General features: G+C 72.1%; 20 protein-coding genes. 10 read left to right on the top strand and 10 right to left on the bottom strand.

Annotated features, from left to right (window positions below; genetic code table 11):
* Positions 1-242: 242 nt before the first annotated feature.
* A complete protein-coding gene (locus tag ACWDGI_RS17510) occupies positions 243-1,622 on the top strand; it encodes an aminotransferase class V-fold PLP-dependent enzyme (RefSeq protein ID WP_450759888.1) in 1,380 nt (459 codons plus the stop codon).
* Between the two features lie 119 nt (positions 1,623-1,741).
* Here ACWDGI_RS17510 and ACWDGI_RS17505 read toward each other — a convergent pair whose 3' ends face one another.
* A complete protein-coding gene (locus ACWDGI_RS17505) occupies positions 1,742-2,716 on the bottom strand; it encodes a carbohydrate kinase family protein (RefSeq protein WP_450759886.1) in 975 nt (324 codons plus the stop codon).
* Between the two features lie 133 nt (positions 2,717-2,849).
* Here ACWDGI_RS17505 and ACWDGI_RS17500 point away from each other — a divergent pair, with 133 nt between their 5' ends.
* Together ACWDGI_RS17500 and ACWDGI_RS17495 are read left to right on the top strand one after the other, a co-directional pair.
* Positions 2,850-3,059 carry a hypothetical protein gene (locus ACWDGI_RS17500; RefSeq protein WP_093503947.1) on the top strand — a complete coding sequence of 70 codons (210 nt, stop codon included), beginning with the start codon at positions 2,850-2,852 and terminating at the stop codon, positions 3,057-3,059.
* 103 nt (positions 3,060-3,162) lie between these two features.
* Entirely contained in the window at positions 3,163-5,145 is a 1,983-nt protein-coding gene (locus tag ACWDGI_RS17495) for a hypothetical protein (protein ID WP_450759884.1), read from the top strand.
* Between the two features lie 86 nt (positions 5,146-5,231).
* Here the strand turns inward: ACWDGI_RS17495 and ACWDGI_RS17490 are convergent, their stop codons facing one another.
* Complete coding sequence (locus tag ACWDGI_RS17490; protein WP_030951236.1) at positions 5,232-5,588, bottom strand: iron-sulfur cluster assembly accessory protein; 357 nt, start codon at positions 5,586-5,588, stop codon at positions 5,232-5,234.
* Positions 5,589-5,902: 314 nt separating this feature from the next.
* Here ACWDGI_RS17490 and nadA point away from each other — a divergent pair, with 314 nt between their 5' ends.
* The gene (nadA, locus tag ACWDGI_RS17485) at positions 5,903-7,087 is read left to right on the top strand and encodes a quinolinate synthase NadA (protein WP_450759882.1); all 1,185 of its coding nucleotides are present in this window, start codon (positions 5,903-5,905) and stop codon (positions 7,085-7,087) included.
* A 15-nt stretch (positions 7,088-7,102) separates the two neighbouring features.
* Here nadA and ACWDGI_RS17480 read toward each other — a convergent pair whose 3' ends face one another.
* From ACWDGI_RS17480 to ACWDGI_RS17455, 6 genes are all read right to left on the bottom strand, one after another.
* Positions 7,103-9,325, bottom strand: a complete 2,223-nt coding sequence (locus ACWDGI_RS17480; protein ID WP_450759880.1) for a protein kinase domain-containing protein — start codon at positions 9,323-9,325, stop codon at positions 7,103-7,105.
* Positions 9,326-9,439: 114 nt separating this feature from the next.
* Positions 9,440-12,553: an efflux RND transporter permease subunit gene (locus tag ACWDGI_RS17475; protein WP_450759878.1), complete on the bottom strand. Its 3,114-nt coding sequence runs from the start codon at positions 12,551-12,553 to the stop codon at positions 9,440-9,442.
* Positions 12,554-12,753: 200 nt separating this feature from the next.
* Positions 12,754-13,437, bottom strand: coding sequence for a response regulator (locus ACWDGI_RS17470; RefSeq protein WP_450759876.1), 684 nt, complete (start codon positions 13,435-13,437; stop codon positions 12,754-12,756).
* Positions 13,434-14,678, bottom strand: coding sequence for a sensor histidine kinase (locus ACWDGI_RS17465; protein ID WP_450759874.1), 1,245 nt, complete (start codon positions 14,676-14,678; stop codon positions 13,434-13,436). The genes ACWDGI_RS17470 and ACWDGI_RS17465 overlap by 4 nt, the downstream gene beginning before the upstream one ends.
* 174 nt (positions 14,679-14,852) lie before the next feature.
* A complete protein-coding gene (gene pspAA, locus ACWDGI_RS17460; RefSeq protein WP_450760073.1) occupies positions 14,853-15,131 on the bottom strand; it encodes a PspA-associated protein PspAA in 279 nt (92 codons plus the stop codon).
* Between the two features lie 28 nt (positions 15,132-15,159).
* Positions 15,160-15,951 carry a PspA/IM30 family protein gene (locus ACWDGI_RS17455; protein WP_362730221.1) on the bottom strand — a complete coding sequence of 264 codons (792 nt, stop codon included), beginning with the start codon at positions 15,949-15,951 and terminating at the stop codon, positions 15,160-15,162.
* 277 nt (positions 15,952-16,228) lie between these two features.
* Between ACWDGI_RS17455 and ACWDGI_RS17450 the strand changes: the two genes are divergently transcribed.
* From ACWDGI_RS17450 to ACWDGI_RS17440, 3 genes are all read left to right on the top strand, one after another.
* Complete coding sequence (locus ACWDGI_RS17450; RefSeq protein WP_450759872.1) at positions 16,229-16,825, top strand: DUF3043 domain-containing protein; 597 nt, start codon at positions 16,229-16,231, stop codon at positions 16,823-16,825.
* An 83-nt stretch (positions 16,826-16,908) separates the two neighbouring features.
* Positions 16,909-17,610: a class I SAM-dependent methyltransferase gene (locus ACWDGI_RS17445; RefSeq protein WP_450759870.1), complete on the top strand. Its 702-nt coding sequence runs from the start codon at positions 16,909-16,911 to the stop codon at positions 17,608-17,610.
* 73 nt (positions 17,611-17,683) lie between these two features.
* Complete coding sequence (locus ACWDGI_RS17440) at positions 17,684-18,763, top strand: S1C family serine protease (protein ID WP_450759868.1); 1,080 nt, start codon at positions 17,684-17,686, stop codon at positions 18,761-18,763.
* 42 nt (positions 18,764-18,805) lie between these two features.
* On the opposite strand, the gene ACWDGI_RS17435 is transcribed toward ACWDGI_RS17440, so the two are convergent.
* Complete coding sequence (locus tag ACWDGI_RS17435; protein WP_234542644.1) at positions 18,806-19,018, bottom strand: hypothetical protein; 213 nt, start codon at positions 19,016-19,018, stop codon at positions 18,806-18,808.
* Positions 19,019-19,223: 205 nt separating this feature from the next.
* Here ACWDGI_RS17435 and ACWDGI_RS17430 point away from each other — a divergent pair, with 205 nt between their 5' ends.
* Positions 19,224-20,423 (top strand): bifunctional adenosylcobinamide kinase/adenosylcobinamide-phosphate guanylyltransferase, encoded by a 1,200-nt coding sequence (locus tag ACWDGI_RS17430; protein WP_450759866.1) that lies wholly within the window; start codon positions 19,224-19,226, stop codon positions 20,421-20,423.
* Between the two features lie 144 nt (positions 20,424-20,567).
* Here ACWDGI_RS17430 and ACWDGI_RS17425 read toward each other — a convergent pair whose 3' ends face one another.
* The gene (locus tag ACWDGI_RS17425) at positions 20,568-21,539 is read right to left on the bottom strand and encodes a class I SAM-dependent methyltransferase (protein ID WP_450759864.1); all 972 of its coding nucleotides are present in this window, start codon (positions 21,537-21,539) and stop codon (positions 20,568-20,570) included.
* A gap of 141 nt (positions 21,540-21,680) precedes the next feature.
* Here ACWDGI_RS17425 and cobT point away from each other — a divergent pair, with 141 nt between their 5' ends.
* Both cobT and ACWDGI_RS17415 read left to right on the top strand, forming a co-directional pair.
* Positions 21,681-22,775 carry a nicotinate-nucleotide--dimethylbenzimidazole phosphoribosyltransferase gene (gene cobT, locus ACWDGI_RS17420; protein WP_450759862.1) on the top strand — a complete coding sequence of 365 codons (1,095 nt, stop codon included), beginning with the start codon at positions 21,681-21,683 and terminating at the stop codon, positions 22,773-22,775.
* A gap of 74 nt (positions 22,776-22,849) precedes the next feature.
* Complete coding sequence (locus ACWDGI_RS17415; protein WP_450759861.1) at positions 22,850-24,628, top strand: phosphatidylglycerol lysyltransferase domain-containing protein; 1,779 nt, start codon at positions 22,850-22,852, stop codon at positions 24,626-24,628.
* Positions 24,629-24,634 lie beyond the last annotated feature (6 nt).

Raw genomic sequence — 24,634 nt, 5'->3', positions numbered from 1 at the left:
TGGATGTTTATGCGGACCAAACCCTAGCCGACGCGATTCGGGGGGTCGCGGGGAGGGGGGCATACGCGCCGCCTGTCACTCCTTAAGGGTGGGATTGGGCACCCAATAGCTCGGGTTGTCGGGGTTTCGTGCCCGGGTGCGGGTGCGTGAGGGGCTGATCGCGCCCACGCGGCGGAGCCGCAAACAGGTACAGCCCCGCGCCCCTGAGGTCGGGTGCTCCACCGGAGTTCTACCGTTGCTGTGTGCCCTACTTCGACGCCGCGTCTGCCGCTCCCCTTCATCCTGTCGCCCGTCAGGCGCTGTTGGCCGCCTTGGACGACGGGTGGGCCGATCCCTCCCGGCTGTACCGCGAAGGGCGCAAGGCGCGCATGCTGCTGGACGCCGCCCGGGAGGCGGCTGCCGAGGCCGTCGGCTGCCGGGTGGACGAACTGACTTTCACCTCGTCCGGCACCCGGGCCGTCCATACGGGTCTCGCCGGGGCGTTGGCCGGTCGTCGTCGCGTCGGACGTCACCTGATCGTGTCAGCCGTCGAACACTCCTCGGTACTCCATTCGGCGGAGGTGTTCGAGGCGGACGGCGGCCAGGTGACCCAGGTGCCGGTACGGCGGACCGGAGCGGTGGACGACGAGTCGTACGCCGCCGCCCTCCGCGCCGACACCGCGCTCGCCTGCCTCCAGTCGGCCAACCACGAAGTGGGCACCGTGCAGCCGGTGGCGGCGGTGGCCGAGGTGTGCCGGGCGGCCGGGGTGCCGTTGCTGGTGGACGCGGCGCAGTCGCTGGGGTGGGGGCGCGTCGAGGGCGGCTGGTCACTGCTGACGGCGAGTGCGCACAAATGGGGCGGGCCGAGCGGGGTCGGGCTGCTGGTCGTGCGCAAGGGGGTGCGGTTCGCCGTCCAAGGAGCCTCGGACGAGCGGGAGTCGGGCCGTGCGCCCGGCTTCGAGAACCTGCCGGCGATCATCGCGGCGGCCGCGTCCCTGCGGGCCGTACGGGCGGAGGCCGAGCGGGAGGCGGTACGACTGCGGGAGCTGACGGCGCGGATCCGGGCGCGGGTGCCGCAGTTGGTGCCCGACGTGGAGGTGGTGGGGGACGCGGACCGGCGACTGCCGGGGATCGTCACCTTCTCCTGTCTCTATGTCGACGGCGAGACATTGCTGCACGAGCTGGACCGGGAGGGCTTCTCCGTGTCGTCCGGATCGTCCTGCACGAGCAGCACGCTGACGCCCAGCCATGTGCTGAAGGCGATGGGGGTGCTGAGCGAGGGGAACGTGCGGGTGTCGCTGCCGGCGGGGGCGGCCGAGGCGGACGTCGACCGCTTCCTGGAGGTGCTGCCGGGGGTGGTGGCGGGGGTGCGGGAGAAGTTGGGCGCCCCAGTGCCGGCCGCGACCGTACAGCAGGCGGAGGAAGTGGTCGTGGACTCGCTCGGCAAGCGGTGCCCGATCCCCGTCATCGAACTGGCGAAGGTGATCGGGAGCGTGCCGGTGGGCGGCAGGGTGCGGGTCCTGTCCGACGACGAGGCCGCACGACTCGACATCCCCGCGTGGTGCGAGATGCGGGGCCAGGAGTACGAGGGAGAGGAGAAGGCAGAAAGAGGAACGGCCTACCTGGTCCGCCGGATCAGCTGAGGCGCCCCGTCAGGGGCGCGGGGCCGGGTCGGCTTGCGGCTACCGCCGCGACGGGGGTCCCCCGCCCGAGCGGAGCCGAGAGTGGGGGGACGACCAGCCCCCCACACCCGCGGCCGGACTCAGACCAGATACCCACGGACCTCTTCGGCGGCCTCGTCCCCGTACGCCTTCGTGAACCGCTCCATGAAGTGCCCGCGACGCAGCTGGTACTCCTGCGTGCCGACCGTCTCGATGACGAGGGTCGCCAGCATGCAGCCCACCTGGGCCGCCCGCTCCAGCGAGACCCCCCATGCCAGGCCCGAAAGGAACCCCGCGCGGAACGCGTCGCCGACACCCGTCGGGTCCGCCTTGCGCTCCTCGTCGGGGCAGCCGACCTCGATGGCCTCCTCGCCGGCCCGCTCGATCCGCACCCCGCGGGCGCCCAGCGTGGTGACCCGGTGGCCGACCTTCCCGAGGATCTCCTCGTCGCTCCAGCCGGTCTTGGTCTCGATCAGGCCCTTCTCGTACTCGTTGGAGAAGAGGTAGGTCGCGCCGTCCAGCAGTATCCGGATCTCGTCGCCGTTCATCCGGGCGATCTGCTGGGAGAAGTCGGCGGCGAAGGGGATGCCCCGGGTCCGGCACTCCTCCGTGTGGCGGAGCATGCCCTCGGGGTCGTCCGCGCCGATGAGCACCAGGTCGAGGCCGCCGACCCGGTCGGCGACGGTCTTCAGCTCGATCAGGCGGGCCTCGCTCATCGCGCCCGTGTAGAAGGAGCCGATCTGGTTGTGGTCGGCGTCGGTGGTGCACACGAAACGCGCGGTGTGCAGGGTCTCGGAGATGCGCACGGAGTCCGTGTCGACGCCGTGCCGGTCGAGCCAGGCCCGGTACTCGTCGAAGTCGAAGCCCGCCGCGCCGACCAGGACCGGCCGGGTGCCGAGCTGTCCCATGCCGAACGCGATGTTGGCGCCGACGCCGCCCCGGCGGACGTCCAGGTTGTCGACCAGGAAGGACAGCGAGACCGTGTGCAACTGGTCCGCGACGAGCTGGTCGGCGAAGCGGCCGGGGAAGGTCATGAGGTGGTCGGTGGCGATGGAGCCGGTGACTGCGATGCGCACGGCTGGGACTCTCCTGAGGGGGAGGCGTGATTGACAGTTAACGCTACCGGGTCGGCAGGGGCGCCCTGAAGGTGCCAAAACTACCCGATAGTAGATCTTTCTTCGCGGCGCCCGACGTGCATACCGTTCGGTCATGACGAACCTCAAGGTCCACGCCCCCGCTCCGGCCGACCTCGACGGCGACCTGGCGTCGCTGCGCGGTGACTGCGCGCGGATGGCCCCGCACTGGGCGGTTCCCGATCACAGCGATGCCCGGCCGGTGCCGCCGTCACTCATCCACGGGGTGACTGTGCCTAAGAAGTCCGCCAGGCTCCTGGACGCGATGTCCGACTACGGCGACTGAGGCGCCCGGCGCGTTCCAGGGAACCGCGCGCTCCCCTCCCGCGTCCCATCGCCGTCCCCCGTGAAGGGGAGGCGGGATACGACACGCGGCAAGGAGCGATGCGGTGAAGAGCGAGCGACCCGAGAACGACGACGACGCGGCCGCGGGTACCACCGGGGAGCCCCCGGAGACCCAGGCCACCCCGGAGTCGCCGAAGGCAGTCGCCAGGCCCGGCACGGGCCCCGCCGAGAGCACCGCCCGCCCGCAAGGGGAGCGGACCGCGGCAGAGCCGCGAGCGACCCCTGAGCCGACCGTGCCCCCTGCCACGGAGGCGTCTCCCGAGCCCGCGGGCAACTCCGAGCCGGAATCGACCCGCGCCGAGGCCGAGGCCTGGCCGGAAACGGCCCCCGAGCCCACAGCAGCCCCCCGAGCGGCCGCCGGCCCCGCCGCCGAAACGCCCCTCGAGCCGAACACGGCTCCGGAGCAGCCGGAGGCAGCACCGGAGCCGGAGAAGAACCTCGGCTCGGAAGCAGCCCCGGAGCCGGAAGGAGCCCGTGCTCCGGGTGCGGCGGCCGCGCGCGCCTCGGGCTCCGATCCGGACGTGGTGCCCGAGTCCGAGGTGGCCTCGCTCTCCGGTGCCGAGGGATTCGGGGCCGACGGCGGCCGTCCCGCCCGGCGTCGGTCTCCCGCTGTCATCGCCTCCGTGGCCGCCGCCGTGCTGCTGGTCGGCGGCGGCGGGGCCTATCTCGCCGCGAGCGGCGGCTCCGGCGGCGGCTCCGGCGGCGGCTCCGGCGGCGGTACCGGGGCGGCCGGGACCGGTACCTCCGGTGGTGCCACTCCCCCGCCGCTCGCCCTGGACGGCTACTCCTCCGGCGGCAACGGGATCGCACCGGGCGAGCCCAACCCCTACGGAGTGACCTACCGGGCGGGCGGAACGCTCCCCGGCGGCCCCGGCTCGGCCGCGGTGTACCAGCCGGCCGGCGAGGTCTCCAAGGAGCGGGTGGCCGCGCTGGCGAAGGCGCTCGGGATCGAGGGGGCGCCGGTCGCCGAGGGCCAGGTGTGGAAGGTCGGCACCGACAACGACGGCTCCGGCGGGAGTCTCCAGGTGAACCGGACCGCCCCGGGCATCTGGACGTACAGCCGCTACGCCCCCGGCACCGACAACTGCAAGTCCGGCCTGGTGTGCGCGCAGGACCCGGCGGCGCCGGCCGCCGCCCCGGTGAGTGTCTCCGCCGCGCAGAAGGCGGCCGCCCCGGTCCTCAAGGCGCTCGGCCAGGACGGCGCGAAGCTCGACGCGAGCCAGGTCATGGGCGCCCAGCGGGCGGTGAACGCCGATCCGGTGGTCGGCGGGCTGCCCACGTACGGCTGGACGACCGGGCTGACCGTCAGCAAGGCGGGCGAGGTCGTCGGCGGCAACGGGATGCTGGCGACGCCGGTCAAGGGCGACATGTATCCGGTGCTGAGCGCCGAGAAGACGCTGGGTCTGATGAACGCGGCGCCCCGCTCGGACCACCGGATGGGCATCGGCGGCTGCGCCAGTTCCGTACCGCTGAAGGACCGGCTGGAGCAGCCGTGCTCCGCCTCGACGTCGTCCGCCTCCTCGACTTCCCCGGCTTCCTCGGCTTCCTCGGCCGTGGTCCAGAACGCGGTGTTCGGGCTGGCCGCGCACTCCGTCGGCGGCCGGCAGGCCCTGGTGCCGTCCTGGCTGTTCCAGGTGCGCGGCGCGGCGGACTCGTACACCGTCACCTATCCGGCGGTGGACCCGAAGTACCTGGCCTCCGCCGCCTCGCCGACGCCGAGTTCCTCCCCGGGGGCCCCGAAGGACGTGAAGGTGGACGGCTACACGGCCGACGGCAGTGAGCTGACCGTCGCCTTCACCGGCGGGGTGTGCGCCGACTACAAGGCGACCGCGGACGAGGGCTCGGAGCAGGTGGTGGTCAAGGTGACCGAGACGCCCTGGCCGGACAAGATCTGCGTCATGATCGCCAAGCAGTACCACCAGACGGTGCGTCTCAAGGCGCCGCTGGACGGCCGGAAGGTGGTCGGCACGGACGGCAGGGCGGTCCCGAAGGAGAAGGCGACCACGCTCGACCCGCAGGTGGGCTGAGGACGAGGACACACGAAGGCGGCGGCCCCTCCGTGAGGGGCCGCCGCCTTCGTTCGCTGCCGGCCGGCTCGGCCGGCCGTGTCGGCTCAGCTGAAGGAGTCGCCGCAGGCGCAGGAGCCGGTCGCGTTCGGGTTGTCGATCGTGAAGCCCTGCTTCTCGATGGTGTCGACGAAGTCGATCGACGCGCCGCCCAGGTAGGGAGCGCTCATGCGGTCGGTCACGACCTTGACGCCACCGAAGTCCTTGACGACGTCGCCGTCGAGGGAACGCTCGTCGAAGAAGAGCTGGTAGCGCAGGCCGGAGCAGCCACCGGGCTGGACGGCGACACGCAGGGCGAGGTCGTCACGGCCTTCCTGGTCGAGCAGGGCCTTGACCTTGGCCGCGGCGGCGTCACTGAGGATGATGCCGTCGGTGGCGGTGCTGGTCTCGTCCGATACGGACATCTACATCTCTCCCGGGTTGTACGGAGACTGCTTGCCGACGAGTGCAACCGGCGGGTCCGCTGTTTCATTCCGGGCCGGCATTCGCGTTCTCGCGTTTTTCTCTTCCTTCATGCTCGCACATGCCCGAAGTCACGCCCAGCGGCCCGTTGACCACTCCCCGACCACACCACAACCACCCCACGGCCACTCTCCCGCAACCCTCCCGTATGGCGCCGGGATTCACGTCACATCGACACAATGGGCATCGTCAAACTGACGTGAAGCGGTTATGATAGATAACGTCAGAACGACGAAAAGTAGAAAGGGTGCGTGTCGTGACCACCGCCCAGACCACGGAGCTCGACGTACAGCCGACTCCGCTCGCCCTGCTGCTGCTCGGCCGTGAGGCCGACCCGAAGAGCGAGCGGGGCGTCGAGTGTCCCGGCGACCTGCCCTCGCCGTCCGACCCGGACCTGGTCGCGCGCGCCCGCGCGGCCAAGGAGAAGCTCGGCGACAAGGTCTTCGTGCTCGGCCACCACTACCAGCGCGACGAGGTCATCCAGTTCGCCGACGTCACGGGCGACTCCTTCAAGCTGGCCCGGGACGCGGCCGCCCGCCCGGAGGCCGAGTACATCGTCTTCTGCGGTGTGCACTTCATGGCCGAGTCCGCCGACATCCTGACCTCGGACGACCAGAAGGTGGTCCTGCCCGACCTGGCGGCCGGCTGCTCCATGGCCGACATGGCGACGGCCGAGCAGGTCGCCGAGTGCTGGGACGTGCTGACGGAGGCCGGGATAGCCGAGCAGGTCGTCCCCGTCTCGTACATGAACTCGTCCGCGGACATCAAGGCGTTCACGGGCAGGCACGGCGGCACCATCTGCACCTCCTCCAACGCCCAGCGGGCCCTGGAGTGGGCCTTCGAGCAGGGCACGAAGGTGCTCTTCCTCCCCGACCAGCACCTCGGCCGCAACACCGCCGTCCGGGACATGGGCATGTCCCTGGACGACTGCGTGCTCTACAACCCGCACAAGCCGAACGGCGGCCTCACCGCCGACCAGCTGCGCGACGCGAAGATGATCCTGTGGCGCGGCCACTGCTCGGTGCACGGCCGGTTCAGCCTGGACTCGGTGGCCGACGTGCGCGAGCGCATCCCCGGGTTGAACGTCCTGGTGCACCCGGAGTGCCAGCACGAGGTGGTGGCCGCGGCCGACTACGTCGGTTCGACCGAGTACATCATCAAGGCGCTGGAGGCCGCGCCCGCCGGCTCCAAGTGGGCGATCGGCACCGAGCTGAACCTGGTCCGCCGGCTGGCGAACCGTTTCGCTCCCGAGGGCAAGGAGATCGTCTTCCTCGACAAGACCGTCTGCTTCTGCTCCACCATGAACCGCATCGACCTCCCCCACCTGGTCTGGACCCTCGAGTCGCTGGCCGAGGGCAACCTGGTCAACCGGATCGAGGTCGACAAGGAGACGGAGGCGTTCGCCAAGCTGGCCCTGGAGCGGATGCTGGCGCTGCCGTAGCCGTACGACCCGAGGTCACCCCGAGACGGGCTTCCGCTCGGGGTCGGCCGGGTCGAGGGTGAAGATCGTGCCGTCGGAGGTGGAGAGGACCAGGGCGCCCCGGTTGAACCACACGGTCGGCAGCAGGCCGCTGTTGCCCAGCACCTCGGCGCGGGCGGAGGACTCCCACAGCACGGTGCCCTTGGCGGTGTCCAGCGCGACCACCCGCCCGCTCGCGCCGGCCATGAAGAGCGTGCGGCCACTCGCGTCCACCGAGGCCTGGCCCGGCGACTCCAGGGTGGTGTGGCTGTTCCACCGCTTCTCCCCCGTCGTCGGGGAGAAGGCGGTGACCAGGCCGCTGGAGGTGGCGAGGTAGAGGGTGCCCCGGGCCAGGGTGGGCAGTCCGCCCCGGTAGTGCTCGGGCAGGGCCGTCAGGGTGCGCTTGCCGGTGCCGGGGTCGACGCGCACGATGCGGGTGTAGATCAGGTCGGGGCCGTTGTCGACGTCCTGGTCGTCGGCCTCCAGGAAGACCAGCTGTCCGGAGAGCGTGCCCACGAAACTGCCCGTCTGGGCGGGCGAGTTCAGGGTGCGCACCGGCCCGTCCGCCGGGTCGACGGCGAAGAACCTCGTGGCGTGCGAGCCGTCCGTCTGATCGCCGCAGTCCACATAGGGAAAGTCCCCCACGGCGAGCAGCGAGCAGAGCCAGCCCTGGGGCACGGGCACGGTTCTGCGCACACTGCCGTCGCGCGCCGAACGGACGGTGACCGCGCTGCCGTCGCCCTCCTGGGTCAGCGTCACCCCGTCGGCGTAGGCCGAGCCCAGGCTGTCGGTGCGTACCGCGTGGGACCAGATCCGGGCGCCGTTCCGGCTGTCGAGCGCCATGACGGACTGCGCCTGTCCCGCGCCGTTGGTGTCGGTGACCTGCAGTTCGACGAGGACCCGGCCGTCGTCCACGCCGAGGACGGTGGTGATGTAGCGGTCGGCCGGGATGCCCGCGGGTGCGATCGGGGAGCGCCACCGGGTCCGGCCGGTGGTGGCGTCGACCCGGGTGGGCAGGAGGGCGGTGCCGCCGCAGTAGACGGAGGAGCCGTCGGAGACGCAGGAGGGCGAGGTGTCGCCCTCGTAGCCCGGCGCCTTCTTCACCCCCTGCTCGGCGGTCGCGGACACCGTTGTCTGCCAGGGCTTCCAGCCGTCGGGAAGGGTGCCCCAGCGGGATCCGGGGGACGCCGAGGAGCCGGTGCGTGCCTCGCCGTCGCCGTTCCAGGCGCCCGGCAGGAAGTATCCGGTCAGGGCGATGGCGGTCACCGCTGCGGCGGCCACCAGCAGCCGGGGGGTGCGGCGGCGCGGGCGGCGGCCGGTGCCCGGCGGGGTGGTGGCGTCGAGGGACGGGGCGGTGCCGGGCCGTGCGGAGGGCAGGCGCAGGGTCATGGTCTGCGGTTCGGCGGACGACTCCGGCAGGGCCGTCGCGAACTCCCGGGCCAGTTCGTCCAGTTCGGGCCGGGCGGCCGGGTCCTTGGCCAGGCAGCGCACCAGGACCGCGCGCAACGGGCCGGTGACCCCGTCCAGTACGGGCTCGTTGTGGACCACCCGGTAGCCGGTCAGATAGGGGCTGTCGGCGTCGAAGGGGCCGCGTCCGGTGACGCAGTACACCAGCAGCGCGCCGAGCGAGAAGACGTCCGAGGCGGGGCCGACGGTACGGGCGTCCGTGAACTGCTCCGGGGACATGAACGGCGGGGTGCCGACCATCTGCCCGGTCTCGGTCAGGGTGTTGTGGTTCTCGGCGGCCCGGGAGATGCCGAAGTCGATGACCCGGGGACCGTCCTCGGCCATCAGGACGTTGCCCGGTTTCAGGTCGCGGTGCACCACCCCGGCCCGGTGGATGTCCCGCAGCGCCTCCACCAGGCCCAGGGCCAGCGGCCGCAGCTCGGTGACGCGGAGCGCGCCCTGGGACCGGATCCGGGCGGCGAGGGAGGGGCCCGGCACGTACTGCGTGGCCATCCAGGGGGCCGGCGCGTCCGGGTCGGCGTCCAGGACGGGGGCGGTGAAGGCGCCGCTGACCCGGCGGGCGGCCTCGATCTCCTGCCGGAACCGGGCGCGGAAGACCGGGTCCTCGGCGTACTGGGCGTGCACCACCTTGACGGCGACCTCGCGCCCGGAGCGCGACCGGCCCCAGTAGACGATGCCCATCCCGCCGGCCCCGAGCCGGTCGGCCAGCCGGTACCCGCCGAGGGACCTCGGGTCGTCCTTGTGCAGCGGCACGCCGAAACTCCCCTTCCCCGCCCTGCAGTTCGCGGCGCCAGCATACGGAACGGCCGGACGCGGACGGCCGGTTCCCGGAGGTGTTCCGGAAACCGGCCGCCGTTCGCGGGACCGTCACACGGCCGCGGGCTGCGGCTCCTCGGCCGCCGGGGCAGAGTCCGCTGCCCCCTGGCCCCGCTTCGCGGCCCGCTTCCTGGCCCGGCGCTCCTTGCGGAGTTCGAGCATCGCGTACAGCGTCGGCACCAGCAGCAGGGTGAGCAGCGTGGAGGTGATCAGACCGCCGATCACGACCACCGCCAGCGGCTGGGCGATGAAGCCGCCCTCGCCGGTGACGCCGAGCGCCATCGGGAGGAGGGCGAAGATGGTCGCCAGGGCGGTCATCAGGATCGGGCGCAGCCGGTGCCGGCCGCCCTCGATGACCGCTTCGACCACGCCGTGTCCCTGGCGCCGGTACTGGTTGACGAGGTCGATCAGCACGATCGCGTTGGTCACCACGATGCCGATCAGCATCAGCATGCCGATCATCGCGGGGACACCCATCGGGGTGCCGGTGACGACCAGCAGGCCGATCGCGCCGGTCGCCGCGAACGGGATGGAGACCAGCAGGATCAGCGGCTGGACGAGCGAGCGGAAGGTCGCGACCAGCAGCATGAAGACGATCGCGATCGCCGCGAGCATCGCCAGGCCCAGGTTCTTGAACGCGCTGTCCTGGTCCGAGGTGACCCCGCCGATCGAGGCCGTCGCCCCCGCCGGGAGCTTCAACGCCTTGATCTTGGACTGGAGTTGGGTGCTGACCGCGCCGGTGTTGTCACCGGTCGGCTTCGCCGTGACGGTCGCGGCGCGCTGGCCGTCGATCCGGGTCATCGACACCGGCCCGTCCACCAGCTTCACGGTGGCGATGTCGCCCAGCTTCACCGGGCCCAGCTTGAGGGCGCGCAGCTGCGCGAGGGTCTCGGCCGGCTTCGCCGACTTCACGACGACGTCCCGCTCGGTGTCGTCGAGAACCGCCTTCGCGGCGGTGGTGCCCTTGACCGCCTGGGTGACGGCGGCGCCCAGCGTCTGGTCGTCGAACCCGGCCGCCGCGGCCTTGGAGTTGGCCTTCACCGAGATGCGCGGCACGCTCTGGGAGAGGTTGCTGGTGACGTCGGTGACGTCGTCCAGCTCGGCGACGGTGGCCCGGACCTGCTCCGAGGCCTTGCGCAGCACGCCCCCGTCGGCCGCCTTCACGACGACGCTCAGGTCCTGGCTGCCGAAGCCGTCACCGGCGGACACCGTGGTCGTACCGATGCCCGGGAGCTTGTGCAGACCGTCCTCGATGGCCGTCTGCACCTTGTCGTACGACTTGGCGTCGTCCAGCATCACCGAGTACGACGCCTGGTTGGTGTCGGTGCCGCCGCCGAAGGCCGCCATGAAGCCGGACGAGCCGACCGTGACCTGGTAGTCCTTCACCCCGTCGACGGAGGCGAGCAGCTTCTCGACCTTCTTCGCCTGCGCGTCGGTCGCCGCCAGGCTGGTGCCCGGCTTCAGCTCCTGCTTGACGGTGAGGACCTCCTGGTCGCCCTGGTCGAAGAAGTTGGTCTTCAGCAGCCCGGCCATGCCGAACGTGACGACCAGGACCACGATCGCGATCAGCACGCTGGTGAGGCGGCGCCGGGTCGCGAAGCGCAGGACGGGCACGTAGGCACGCTGGAGCCGGCTGTCGGCCTCCTTCGCCTCGGCCTTGCGGCGGGCCTCCGCGGCGTCCTCGGGGGTGCCCTTCGGGGCGCGCAGGAACCAGTACGACAGCACCGGTACGACCGTCAGCGAGACCAGCAGGGAGGCGAGCAGCGCGGCCGTCACGGTGATGCTGAACGAGCCGAACAGGGCGCCCACCATGCCGCCGACCAGGCCGATCGGCAGGAAGACGGCGACCGTGGTGAGGGTGGAGGAGGTGACCGCGCCGGCCACCTCGCGGACCGCGCCGATGATGGCGGCCTGGCGCTCCTCGCCGTAGCCGAGGTGGCGCTTGATGTTCTCCAGGACCACGATCGAGTCGTCGACGACCCGGCCGATGGCGATGGTCAGCGCGCCGAGGGTGAGCATGTTGAGGGAGAGACCCCGGGTCCACAGCACGATCAGCGTGAGGACCACCGACAGCGGGATGGAGACCGCCGTCACCAGGGTCGAGCGGATCGAGGCCAGGAAGACCAGGATGACCAGGACCGCGAAGACCAGGCCCAGAGCGCCCTCGGTGGTGAGGCCCTTGATGGACTTGGAGACCGCCGGGCCCTGGTCGCTGACGACGGTGAGGGTGGCGCCGGAGCCGAGGTCCTGACGCAGCTTGGGCAGCTTGTCCTTGACCGCGTTCGAGATGGAGACGGCGCTGCCGTCGTGGTCCATGGTGACGTTCACGGCGAGGCTGGGACGGCCGTCGGTGCGGGTGATCGAGTCGGCCGGAGCCTCCTGCTCCTTGACCGAGGCCACGGCACCGAGGCGCACGGGCTTCTTGACGCCCGGCCCGCTGACCATCAGGTCCTTGATCTGCCCCAGCGAGGTGAGTCCGCCGCCGACCTGGACGGTGCGGTTGGCGCCGTCCTCGTCGAAGGAGCCCGCCGGCACGGTCGCGCCGGCCGCCTGCAGCGTCTGGGCGATCACGGCCGGGGTGAGGCCCGCCCCGGCCAGCTTCGCCTGGTCCGGGGTGACGGTGACCTGGAGGTCCCGTACGCCGGTGACCTGGACGCGGCCGACGCCGTCGATGTCCTTCAGGTCCGGGACGACCGTCTTGTCGAGCTGGTCGGCGAGGGCCTGCTGGTCCTTGCCGGAGGTGACGGCGAGGACCACGGTCGGCATGTCGTCCGTCGAGCCGGAGATGACCTGCGGGTCGACGGAGTCCGGGAGCTGGGCGCGGTTGACGGCCAGCTGGACGTCGGCGACCAGCTGCTTGGTGTCGCTGCCGTAGTCGAAGGACGCCATGATCACGGCGTTGCCCTCGCTCGCGGTGGAGGTGACGTCGGTGATCCCGTCGACGCCTTCGAGGTTGTTCTCGACGGGCTCGATGACCTGCTTCTCGACGACGTCGGGGGCAGCTCCCTGGTAGGGGGCGATGACCGACACCATGGGCAGGGAGATGGTGGGCAGCAGCTGCTGCTTGATCTGGGGGATGGCGATCGCCCCGAAGGCGAGCGCGATCAATGACATGAGGCCTATCAGGGCCCGCTGCGCGAGGCTGAATCGGGACAGCCAGGACATGGGTCAGGGTCTCTTTTCGGTGAGCTGCTGCTGTGAGCGGAGCTGCTGTGAGCGGCGGATGAACGGCGGACGAGCGGCACAGGGGACACCTGTGAGCGCCCACCCCACCACCCTCACCCATGCGCCGCCCCGCTCACGTAGGCCCTGGGTGCCGTCCTTTATCCGGCTCCTACTCCCGCCGCAGTACGGCCGGGTGGAGGTCACTCCATCCTCGGACGGACCAGCCCCGACTCGTAGGCGATCACCACGAGCTGCGCCCGGTCCCGGGCGCCCAGCTTGGCCATGGCCCGGTTGACGTGCGTCTTCACGGTCAGCGGGCTGACCTCGAGGCGCTCGGCGATCTCGTCGTTGGAGTGCCCGCCGGCGACCTGGACCAGCACCTCGCGCTCGCGTGAGGTGAGTGCGTCCAGCCGCTCGGCGCGGGCCGGGTCGAGGCCGTCGGCGCCGGTGTCGCCCTGGGCGAGGAAGCGGGCGATCAGCCCCTTGGTGGCGGTCGGCGAGAGCAGCGCCTCGCCGCCGGCGGCGACCCGGATGGCACTCAGCAGCTCCTCCGGTTCGCTGCCCTTGCCGAGAAAGCCGGAGGCGCCCGCGCGCAGCGCCTGCACGACGTAGTCGTCCACCTCGAAGGTGGTCAGTATGACCACCCGCACCCGGTCCAGGGACGGGTCCTCGCTGATCAGCCGCGTGGCGGCCAGGCCGTCCGTGCCCGGCATCCGGATGTCCATCAGGACGACGTCGGCCCGGGTCTCCCCGGCCAGCCGCACCGCCTCGGCGCCGTCGGAGGCCTCGCCGACCACCTCCATGTCGGGCTCGGAGTCGACGAGCACGCGGAACGCGCTGCGCAGCAGGGCCTGGTCGTCGGCGAGCAGGACACGGATCGTCATGCGGAATCCCCCAGGGCGGCCGTCCGGTGGTTCGTACGGTCGTCGGTGTCGGTCTTGACCGGCAGGATCGCATGGACGCGGAAGCCGCCGCCGTAGCGGGGGCCGGTGGTGAGGGTGCCGCGCAGGGCGGTGACGCGCTCGCGCATGCCGAGCAGGCCGTGGCCGCCGCCGGCCTCGGGGGCGGTGTGCTCGCCGGAGCCGTTGTCGAGGACGGTGACCTCGATGTGCGGTCCGACGCGTACGACGCTGACCTCGGCCTTGGCCTCGGGTCCGGCGTGCTTCTGCACGTTGGTCAGGGCCTCCTGGATGATCCGGTAGGCGGCCAGGTCGACGGCGGCGGGCAGGGTGGTGCCCTGGTCGGCGCGGGCCACCTCGACCTGGAGGCCGGCGTTGCGGAAGGTGTCGGCGAGCTCTTCGAGGCGGTGCAGGCCGGGGGCGGGTTCGGTCGGGGCCTCGGGGTCGCCGGACTGCCGGAGCAGGCCGACGGTGGCACGCAGTTCGTTGAGCGCGGACCGGCTGGCCTCGCGGACGTGGGCGAGGGCCTCCTTGGCCTGGTCGGGCCGCTTGTCCATGACGTGCGCGGCCACTCCTGCCTGCACGTTGACCAGGGCGATGTGGTGGGCGACGACGTCGTGCAGGTCACGGGCGATGCGCAGGCGCTCCTCGGCGACCCGGCGGCGGGCCTCCTCCTCGCGGGTCCGCTCGGCGCGCTCGGCACGCTCCCGGATGGCCTGCACGACGGCCCGCCGGCTGCGCACCGCGTCCCCGGCGGTGGCGCCGATACCGGTCCAGGCGAAGATCGCGAGGTTCTCCTGGGCGTACCACGGGAGGGGGCCCGCGGCCATCGCGGCGGTGGTCAGCACGGTCATGGTGAGCAGGCCGGCCCGCAGGGTGGTCCGGCGGTCGGTGGTGGCGGCGACGGTGAAGAGGGCGACGACGGCCGCCATCGCGACGGGGGCGCGGGGGTCGCCGGTGACGCACTCGACGACGGAGGCCGCGCCGGTGACGGCCAGGACCGTCTTCGGGGCGTGCCGGCGGAAGACCAGGGCGACGGCGGCGAGCGTCATCAGGACCAGGCTGAGCGGGTCCGGGGTGCGGATGCCCCAGGCGACGCCGTGCGCGCCGTGCGGGACGGCGAAAGAGCTCACGACCATGCACACGAGAGCGCCCGCCGCGATGACCGCGTCCACGGCGAGTGGATGCGCGCCGACTCTGCAGCGGGCTCTTTCGAAGGGGCTCACGGTCTGAACAGTACGGCTGGTTGGTGCGGGCCGGAACCGTCGGTTCGGGCCGCCGTCGGCACCGCCCGGTTTCCGGCCCGCCCGCCTGACTCGCTCAGCTGAAGGGCTCAGGTCCGGGGGCCTGCCGAGCCGGACGCGTCGCATCAGGGGGGCAGGCGAGCCGGACGCATCGCGTCAGCCCGGGATCAGGCCGTCGTCCCGCAGCAGGGCCCGGACCTCCTCCAGGGTGGCGTCCGGGGAGGGCAGGATCAGGTCCGAGGGTTCCAGGGCGTCGTCCGGGAGGGGGGTGCCGAGTTCTCGGACCTTGTCCAGGAGGGCGCCCAGGGTGCGGCGGAAGGCCGACTCGTCGCCGGACTCCGTCTCCGCCAGGAGCTCGTCGTCCAGCTTGTTCAGCTCGGTGAGGTGGCTGTCGGCCAGCCGCACCTGGCCCTCCCCCATGATCCTTACGACCATGTCGGCCATGTCGCCCTCCAGGCGTCGGCTACTGCTTGTCGAAGCGCGGGGTGTCCTGCGGCTGCTGCGCCTGCTGGCCCTGGCCGGCGCCGCCCTCGATCGCCTGCTGCGGCTGTCCGCCGGCCAGCTCCGCCTTCATCCGCTGGAGCTCCAGCTCTACATCCGTACCACCGGAGAGGCGGTCCAGCTCGGCGGCGATGTCGTCCTTGGCCATGCCCGTCGGGTCGTCGAGGGCACCGGAGGCGAGCAGTTCGTCGATGGCGCCGGCGCGGGCCTGGAGCTGCTGCGTCTTGTCCTCGGCGCGCTGGATGGCGAGGCCGACGTCGCCCATCTCCTCGGAGATGCCGGAGAACGCCTCACCGATGCGGGTCTGGGCCTGGGCGGCGGTGTAGGTGGCCTTGATGGTCTCCTTCTTCGTGCGGAAGGCGTCCACCTTGGCCTGGAGGCGCTGGGCCGCGAGGGTGAGCTTCTCCTCCTCGCCCTGGAGGGTGGCGTGCTGCGTCTCCAGGTCGGTCACCTGCTGCTGGAGGGCGGCGCGGCGGGACAGCGCCTCGCGGGCGAGGTCCTCGCGGCCGAGCGCGAGCGCCTTGCGGCCCTGGTCCTCCAGCTTGGTGGACTGCTGCTGGAGCTGGTTCAGCTGGAGTTCGAGCCGCTTGCGGGAGGTGGCGACGTCGGCCACCCCGCGGCGCACCTTCTGGAGCAGCTCAAGCTGCTTCTGGTAGGAGTAATCAAGGGTCTCGCGCGGGTCCTCGGCCCTGTCCAGGGCCTTGTTCGCCTTCGCGCGGAAGATCATCCCCATACGCTTCATGACACCGCTCATGGGCTTCGCGCGCCCCCTTCTGACGGACTCCAGCTCACAGATCCTGCGACAGAACCCACAGTACGGGCCCTGCCTCCATTACCGCACTGTTCGGGGACCGATGCGCTCATCCCCAAGGACGACTGCGGACAGTTCCACTCCGGCACAGGTAGTAGGTGCTCCCCCGAGCGAACCGTCTGCAACGTCCCCTGTGTCCCCTCTGGAGACGACTGACGTTGCGGGATCGTTCCCCACCGGACTAGGGCCCACACCCGTCGACCCCGTACCCTTGGGTTTTGTGTTCCGTAGCCGTGCCAAGGATGAGAAGGCCCCCGCCGACAAGGCGGCGGTGACCGACTCCAAGCAGACCCGTGACCCGCAGGCGCCCAAGGGCAGGCCCACGCCCAAGCGCAGTGAGGCCCAGACCCAGCGACGCAGCGTGGCCAACACGCCGACGACGCGCAAGGACGCCGCCAAGCGTCAGCGCGATGACCGGCGTGCCGCCATGGAGCGGCAGCGCCAGGCGCTGGCCACCGGCGACGAGCGGTATCTGCCGCCCCGTGACAAGGGTCCGGTCCGCAAGCTCGCCCGCGACTGGGTCGACTCGCGCTTCAACGTGGCGGAGTTCTTCCTGCCGCTGGCCGTGATCATCCTGGTCATGAGCGTGGTGAACAACGCGGCGATCAAGAACATCGCACTGCTGCTGTGGCTGGTCGTGATCGTGCTGATCGTGCTCGACGCGGCGGTGAGCGGCCTGCGCCTGCGCAAGCGCCTCGCCGAGCGCTTCCCGGACCAGAACAAGAAGGGCGCCGTCGCCTACGGTCTGATGCGTTCCCTCCAGATGCGCCGGCTCCGGCTGCCCAAGCCGCAGGTCAAGCGCGGAGAGCGGCCCTGAGCACAGAGCCTTTCTCCGGGGGTGCGGCGAAGGCCTGGCTGACCAGGCTGGGCGGACTGCGTGACGTCGTACGACAGGAGCTGGTGGCCCGGCAGCTCGACGAGCAGATAGCCGGGCGGTTCCCGGTCGGGCAGCGGCTGCGGGTGCTCGACGTGGGGATGGGCCAGGGCACCCAGGCGTTGCGGCTGGCCCGCGCCGGGCACCAGGTGACCGGCGTCGAGCGGGAACCGACGATGATCGCGGCCGCGCGGGAGGCCCTGGCCGGTGAGCCGGAGGGGATCCGCGAACGGGTGCGGATCGTCGAGGGGGACGGACGGGACACAGGCGTCCACTTTCTGCCCGGCAGCTTCGACCTGGTGCTCTGTCACGGCGTGCTGATGTACGTCGAGGAGCCGGACGCGCTGCTGGCCGGGCTGGCCCGGATGCTGGCCCCCGGCGGCCTGCTCTCGCTGCTGGTGCGCAACGCCGACGCGCTGGCCATGCGGCCGGGTCTGAGCGGGGACTGGACGGGGGCGATGGGCGCCTTCGACACCGTCTCCTACCGCAACCGGCTGGGCCTCGAGGTGCGGGCCGACCGGCTGACCATCCTCACCGCCGCACTCGCCGGCATCGGCGCGCCGCTGCACTCCTGGTACGGCGTACGGGTGTTCACGGACACGGCCGCGGACGGCGCCGGACCACCCGCCGACCTGGAGACGCTGCTGGCGGCCGAGGAGCGGGCCGGGCGGACGGATCCGTACCGTGCGGTCGCGGCGCTGCTGCACCTGTGCGGGGTCCGCGGCTGAACCCGCCGCGTGCGCTGCTCGTTCGGGTCAGCAGCACGAGCCGGTCCGGCACCCCGCGACGAGACTCGGGGGCATGGACGCTTCCCGTACTCGTCGGACCTTCCGTACGGCCGCCGCGCTCGGCTCCTGCTGTCTGGCCCTCGTCTCCGGCTGCTCCGCCTTCGGCGGCGACCCGGCCGAGGACGGCTCGACCACCCAGGCCGCCCAGGCGGCGGCCGTTCCCGTGGCGGCGATCGACCTGCAGAACCGGTACCAGAAGGTGATCAAGGAGGTCCTGCCGTCGGTGGTGCAGATCCAGGCCAGCAGCGACCTGGGGTCCGGCGTGGTCTACGACGACAAGGGACACATCGTCACCAACGCGCATGTCGTCAAGGGCGAGAAGAAGTTCAAGGTGACGACCGCCAACAACGAGGAACCGCTCACCGCGACGCTCGTCTACTCCTACCCCGAGCAGGACCTGGCGGTCCTGCGGCTCGACAAGATCCCGGACGGGTTGAAGGCGGCCGCCTTCGGGGACACCGAGAAGGTCGAGGTCGGGCAGATCACGCTCGCCATGGGGTCACCGCTCGGGCTGTCGTCGAGCGTCACCGAGGGCATCGTGTCGGCGACCGGACGGACCGTCAGCGAGAACCAGGAGGGCGGCGGCACCGGGGCCACCATCCCCAACATGGTGCAGACCTCGGCCGCCATCAACCCCGGCAACAGCGGCGGCGCCCTGGTCAACCTCAACGGCGAGGTCATCGGCATCCCGACGCTCGCCGCGAGCGACCCGGACCTGGGGGGCAGCGCGGCGCCGGGGATCGGGTTCGCCATCCCGGGGTCGATGGTGAAGACGGTCGCCGACCAGATCATCAAGCAGGGCAAGGTGACCGACTCGGGGCGGGCCGCGCTCGGCATCAGCGGCCGCACGGTCGTCGACGTGAACTACCAGCCCGCCGGGGTGGCCGTCGTGACCGTGAAGCCGGGGGACGCGGCCGACAAGGCGGGTATCCGGCCCGGCGACATCATCACCAAAGTGGGTGACGACCGCATCACCACCATCACCTCACTGGCCGAGTCGCTCGCCGTGGACCGGCCGGGGCAGAAGACGACGGTGACGTACAGCCGGGAGGACGTCCAGCGGACGGTGGACGTGACGCTGGGCGACCAGTGACGGCGGGGCGACCCGCTCGGGGCCGCCCCGGACCGGCACCTCTCAGGACTCGTCCGCGTGCAGGCTCATCGGGCCGTAGATCTCGGTGGCGTCCTCGTAGAGCCGCACCTGGTCGGCGCCGCCGGCCAGCAGCGCCTTCCACTGTTCGCCGATCCATGACTCGGCGTCGCCCTGAGTGGTGAACTCCTCGGGCTCCACCGCGGGCTGGACCTCCGTCCCGTCGGCCTTCTCGAACCGCCACGTCCATGCCGCCATGTAGGCCTCCTTTGATCCAACTGGTGCATCGTATAAGGACGCCGACAAAAACTCCGCTGGTTGTGGGGTATGTGCGGGCTCGGCAGGGGCTGGTCGCGATCGCGCGGCGGAGCCGCACGCCGCTGCAGCCCCGCGTCCCTTCCGGGGCGCGTCGCACGCGGCGCCCGCTGAAGCGAGAACCGTGGGGACAGGTGAAAATCAGGGCGTGGAAGTGACTTTGCTCGGTACCGGTGCTCCCGCGGGTCTGCCCCGCCCGGACTGTCCCTGTGCGGCCTGTGCCTGCGCCGTCGGGGCGGATGTCCGGGCCGCCACGGCGGCGCTCGTCGACGGAACGCTGCTGCTCGACCTGACGCCGGGCGCGGCGTTCGCCGCGGCACGCGCCGGGCGGTCCCTCACCGGCGTACGGCAGGTGCTGCTCTCGCATCCGCACGACGGACCCGCCGTCGAGGTGCCGGCCGGACTGCCGCAGCCGGGGCGGGTACCGGACGGCCGGGAGCTGGCGCTGCTGACCGGGCACCGGGTGCGGGCGCTGGCGATGGACGCGGGCGGCACCGGGTACGCGGTGACCGGCCCCGACGGGCAGCGGCTGCTGTACCTGCCGCCGGGCGGTGCGCCGGCCGGACTGGAGAACGGGAGCACGGAGTCGTACGACATGGCGCTCCTGGACGTCGTGGGCCGCCCGGACGCGCTGGCACGTCTGCGGGCGGTGGCGGCGGTGGGCCCGGCCACCGACGTCGTCGCCGTCCATCTCGACCACGACGTGCCGCCGGGACCGGAGTTGCGGCGGCGGCTGGCGGCGGCCGGGGCGCGGGCCGTGCCGGACGGTACGACGCTGACGGTGGGGGTGTACGAGGAGGTGCCCGACGTTCCGCGCCGGACGCTGGTGCTGGGCGGGGCCCGGTCCGGCAAGTCCGTGGAGGCCGAGCGGCGGCTGGAGTCCTTCCCCGACGTGCTGTACGTCGCCACGGGCGGGACGCGTGGCGGGGACACCGAATGGGCGGCGCGGGTCGCCGTGCACCGGGAGCGGCGGCCGGGGTCGTGGCGTACGACGGAGACCTGCGACCTGGTGCCCTTGCTGGCGCAGGACGGGCCGCCGTTGCTGGTGGACTGTCTGTCGCTGTGGCTGACGGACGCGATGGACTCCGTCGGGGCGTGGGACGACACGGAGTGGGCGTCGGGCGGGGAGAAGGCGCTGCGGGAGCGGGTGCGGGAGCTGACGGAGGCGGTGCGCTCGACCCGGCGGACGGTGGTCGCCGTCTCCAACGAGGTGGGGTCGGGCATCGTGCCGGCCACCGCGTCGGGCCGCCGCTACCGGGACGAACTGGGCCGGCTGAACACGGCGTTCGCGGCCGAGTGCGAGCACGTGGTGCTGGTGGTGGCCGGACAGGCGGTGGTGCTGCGGTAGTGGGACGGGGACGGGGGACGCCTTCGCCCCGGCGGCCCGGCTACCCGACTGCCCGACTGCCCTCAGCTACGACGGGCCCCGTGAGGGGCGCGGGGAACTGCGCGACCAGCCCCCGCTCGCCCGCAGACGCGCGACGGACCGTCGTCACCTCTTTCTCGCGATGATCCGGTACCCGTTGGAGAAGACGGTGCGGCGCAGCACGGGGGCCAGGACGTGGTCGACGGCCGCCGCCGCGGCCACCAGCGGAGCCGTCGCGCCCAGCGCCCGCTTCGGCAGCACCCGGCCCAGCAGCAGCGCGACCGCCGCCGAGATGTCGTACGGGATGTGCGGCGTCCTCCGCTCGGCTCTCAGGATCTCGCAGCCCTGGGACTCCAGCTCCGCCCGCAGGTTGGCCGGCGGCAGCAGATGCAGGTGGCGGGGCTGACCGTACGGCACCCACCACTTGCCGAGCAGCGCGCCGAAGGCGCTGCGCGGATTGGCGATCTCGATCAGGAGGTGGCCGCCGGGCCGTAGCGCCGCGAGCGCCGCGCGCAGTTCGGCGCGCGGGTCGGGGGCGTGTTCGAGGTGCCGGAACATGCTGACGACGTCGTAGCGGGCGCGCAGCCGGGCCAGCACCCCCGGTGCGGTCAGGTGGCCGCAGTGCGCCTCCTCGATGTGCCCCTCGGCCTGGGCCCACACCACCCGCAGGGTCGAGTCCAGGCCGTCGAACGAGGTGTACGGGAAGAGTTCCTTCGCCGTCCGCGGGAAGTGGGCGTGGCCCGTCCCGATGTCCAGCCAGCTCTCCGGCTCCGTCAGCGCCAGCATCGCGCGGGCGGCGGCGCGGTGCCTGCGGCGGCCGCCGCGGGTCGCGAGCAGGGCGTCGGCGTAGTCCTCCAGACGGCCCTCGTAGTGGTCCCGGTGGTAGAGGACGAAGCCCTCCGCGGTCAGCCGGGGGTTCTGGAAGGCGTGGGCGCAGTCGCGGCACTCGTCGACGGCGAACCTGCCGGGCCGGTGGTGGAGCAGGTCGGACGTGCGCAGCCGGGTGCGCAGGCGTCTGGAACCGCACCAGGGACAGTCCTCGCGGCGCGGCTCGTGGAACCGGTCGGTGCCCGGGAGGAGTTCGGGTGTGGGCGGCATGGGCGGCTCCCTGTGCTCCCTGTACGCAATACGCTGCAAAACGGAACGTATGGGATACGGATCTTGCCTGCCAAGACGCCGTGCGGGTGTGCTGGCGATCTGACACCGAAGCGTTCGTTCGGTGCCGGTACTGTTCGGCGAATGAGCTCGCTTAATCTCGACGACTTCACCGATCTGATCGAGCGCCCCGACGGCGGTGTGCGCCGTGACGCAGAGGCGCGCCGGGAGCGGCTGGTCGTGCCGCCCGGATCGCTGGGCCGCCTCGACGACCTGGGTGAGTGGCTGGCCGCCGCACAGGGTTCCGTGCCGGTACGGCCGGTCGAACGGCCGCGGGTCCTGCTCTTCGCCGGTGACCACGGCGTCGCGGAACTCGGCGTGTCCGCGCGGCCCGCGGGCACCGCCGAGCTGCTGGTGCGGGCGGTTCTGGAGGGGGCGAGCCCGGTTGCGGTGCTGGCCCGGCGGCTCGGGGTACCCCTGCGGATCGTCGACATGGCGCTGGACTGCGACCCGGACACGCTGCCCGCGGAGGTCGTACGGCACCGGGTGCGGCGGGGCAGCGGCCGTATCGACGTCGAGGACGCGCTGACCCTGGAGGAGGCAGAGGAGGCCTTCCGGGCGGGGATGGCGCTGGCCGACGGGGAAGCCGACTCGGGGACCGATCTGGTGGTGCTCGGCGATGTCAGCGTCGGGGGGACCACGGCGGCCTGCGTCCTCGTCGCGGCGCTGTGCGGGACCGACGCGTCCGTGGTGACCGGGCGGGGCGGGCTCGCCATCGACGACCTCGCGTGGATGCGCAAGTGCGCGGCGATCCGGGACGCGTTGCGGCGGGCGCGGCCGGTGCTCGGGGACCAGCTGCAGCTGCTGGCGACGGTCGGCGGGGCCGACCTCGCGGCGATGACCGGGTTCCTGCTGCAGGCGGCGGTGCGGAAGCTGCCGGTGGTACTGGACGGAGTGGTGACGGCCGCGTGTGCGCTGGTCGCGCAGCGGATCGCGTTCCGGGCGCCGGACTGGTGGCTGGCCGGCCACGACAGCGGCGAGCCGGGCCAGGCGAAGGCACTGGACCGGATGGCCCTGGAGCCGCTGCTGGAACAGGGCGTGACGGTGGGCGAGGGAGCGGGAGCGCTGCTCGCCCTCCCCCTGGTCCAGTCCGCGGCGGCCCTGGCGGCGGAACTCCCGGAGAAAACCGGGGAAGTGGCAGGGGAAGTGGCAGGGGAAGAGGAAAAGCCGGAGGAGTAGAGGTATCACCGGCAACGGCGAGGTCCGTGCGTGTGACGGCGTTCGCCGCGGGGGCGCCCATATGATCCATCTCCATGGGAGATGTCCGAATTGCCGTTGAATGGTGGCGGGCCGGCGGGGTTTCCCGGCGGGCCGCCGCCTTTGCCGTGTGGTACTTGCGGGCCGTCGCCTTCGTCAACTTCCTCAGCGCGGTGTGGGTGTCGCTGGGGCAGGACGTGCGGCGGCACAACCAGGAGGACTTCTTCACGCCGTACCTGCTGACCGCCGGCTTCGCCTCCGGCGTGTTCACCGCGTTCCTCGCGATCACGATGCGGCGGCGCAAGCGGGCCGCCTGGATCCTCAACCTCGTCCTGAGCGGCCTGTTCCTCGCGCTGTTCGCGTTCGCCATGGTGTTCCCGGAGATCCGGCGGTACCCGCAGAACTGGATCTCGATCGCGCTGACCGCCGCCTTCGTGGGCGCGCTGCTGGCCGGCCGCCGGGAGTTCTACGCCAAGGGCGACCGGTCGAACCCGCGGCTCGCCGCGACCGTGGCCGTCGGCGGCGGGCTGCTCGCCTCGCTGCTCGCCGCCCTCCTCGTGACCGTCACCAACCAGGCCCCGCACGCCACCCGTTCGACGTTCGTGGAGCGCTGGCACTACGGCACCCTGCGCCTGGTCTCGGTCGCCGCCGACCCCTCCCGGTTCCCGTACATCGCGCCGCCCAACTGGGTGAACGTCTCCGTCAACGTGCTGAGCACACTCCTGGTCCTCGCCGTCCTCTACGCCGCCTTCCGCTCCCGCCGCGCCGTCGACCCGATCAGCGAGGACGACGAGAAGCGGCTGCGGGAGCTGCTGGAGCGGCACGGCGAGCGGGACTCGCTCGGGTACTTCGCGCTGCGCCGGGAGAAGAGCGTCGTGTGGTCGCCGACCGGGAAGGCGGCGGTGGCCTACCGGGTGGTGGGCGGGGTGAGCCTCGCCTCCGGGGATCCGATCGGGGATCCGGAGGCCTGGCCCGGGGCGATCGCGCCGTGGCTGAGCGAGGCCCGGGCGCACGGGTGGATCCCGGCGGTGATGGGGGCGAGCGAGGAGGCCGGGACCGTGTACGCGCGGCACGGTCTCGACGCGCTGGAGCTAGGGGACGAGGCGATCGTCGAGGTCGCCGAGTTCACGCTGGAGGGACGGGCCATGCGGACCGTCCGGCAGGCCCACAACCGGGTCGGGCGGGCCGGCTACTCGGTGCGGATCCGCCGGCACGAGGACATCCCCGCCGACGAGATGGCGTATCTCCTGCGGCGCGCCGACGACTGGCGGGACGGCGCCACCGAGCGCGGGTTCAGCATGGCGCTGGGGCGGCTCGGGGACGGCCGGGACGGGCGGTGCGTGATGCTGGAGTGCACCGACGGCGAGGGCCGGCTGCGGGCGCTGCTGTCGTTCGTGCCGTGGGGGCCGGGCGGCCTCTCCCTCGACCTGATGCGGCGGGACCGGGACTCCGACAACGGGCTGATGGAGTTCATGGTCATCGAGCTGCTGCGGCGTGCCGGAGAGATCCGGATCGCGCAGGTCTCGCTCAACTTCGCCATGTTCCGATCGGTCTTCGAACGTGGCGCGCGTCTCGGCGCGGGGCCGGTGCTGCGGTTGTGGAGGTCCTTGCTGAGCTTCTTCTCCCGGTGGTGGCAGATCGAGTCCCTGTACCGGGCCAACGCCAAGTACCGGCCGATCTGGGAACCCCGGTTCCTGCTCTTCGAGAAGAGCGCGGATCTGCCGCGCATCGGCCTCTCGTCGGCCCGTGCGGAGGGGTTCCTGGGGGCCGTGTCGGTGCTGCCGAGGTGGCTGCGCCGCCGGCATCTGGACACGGACCGGGCCCCGCAACGGTGAGGACCG

It is taken from the genome of Streptomyces sp. NPDC001220 (assembly GCF_053597895.1).
Note: the sequence above shows the minus strand (reverse complement) of the source record. Positions and strands in the feature narration are given on the sequence as shown.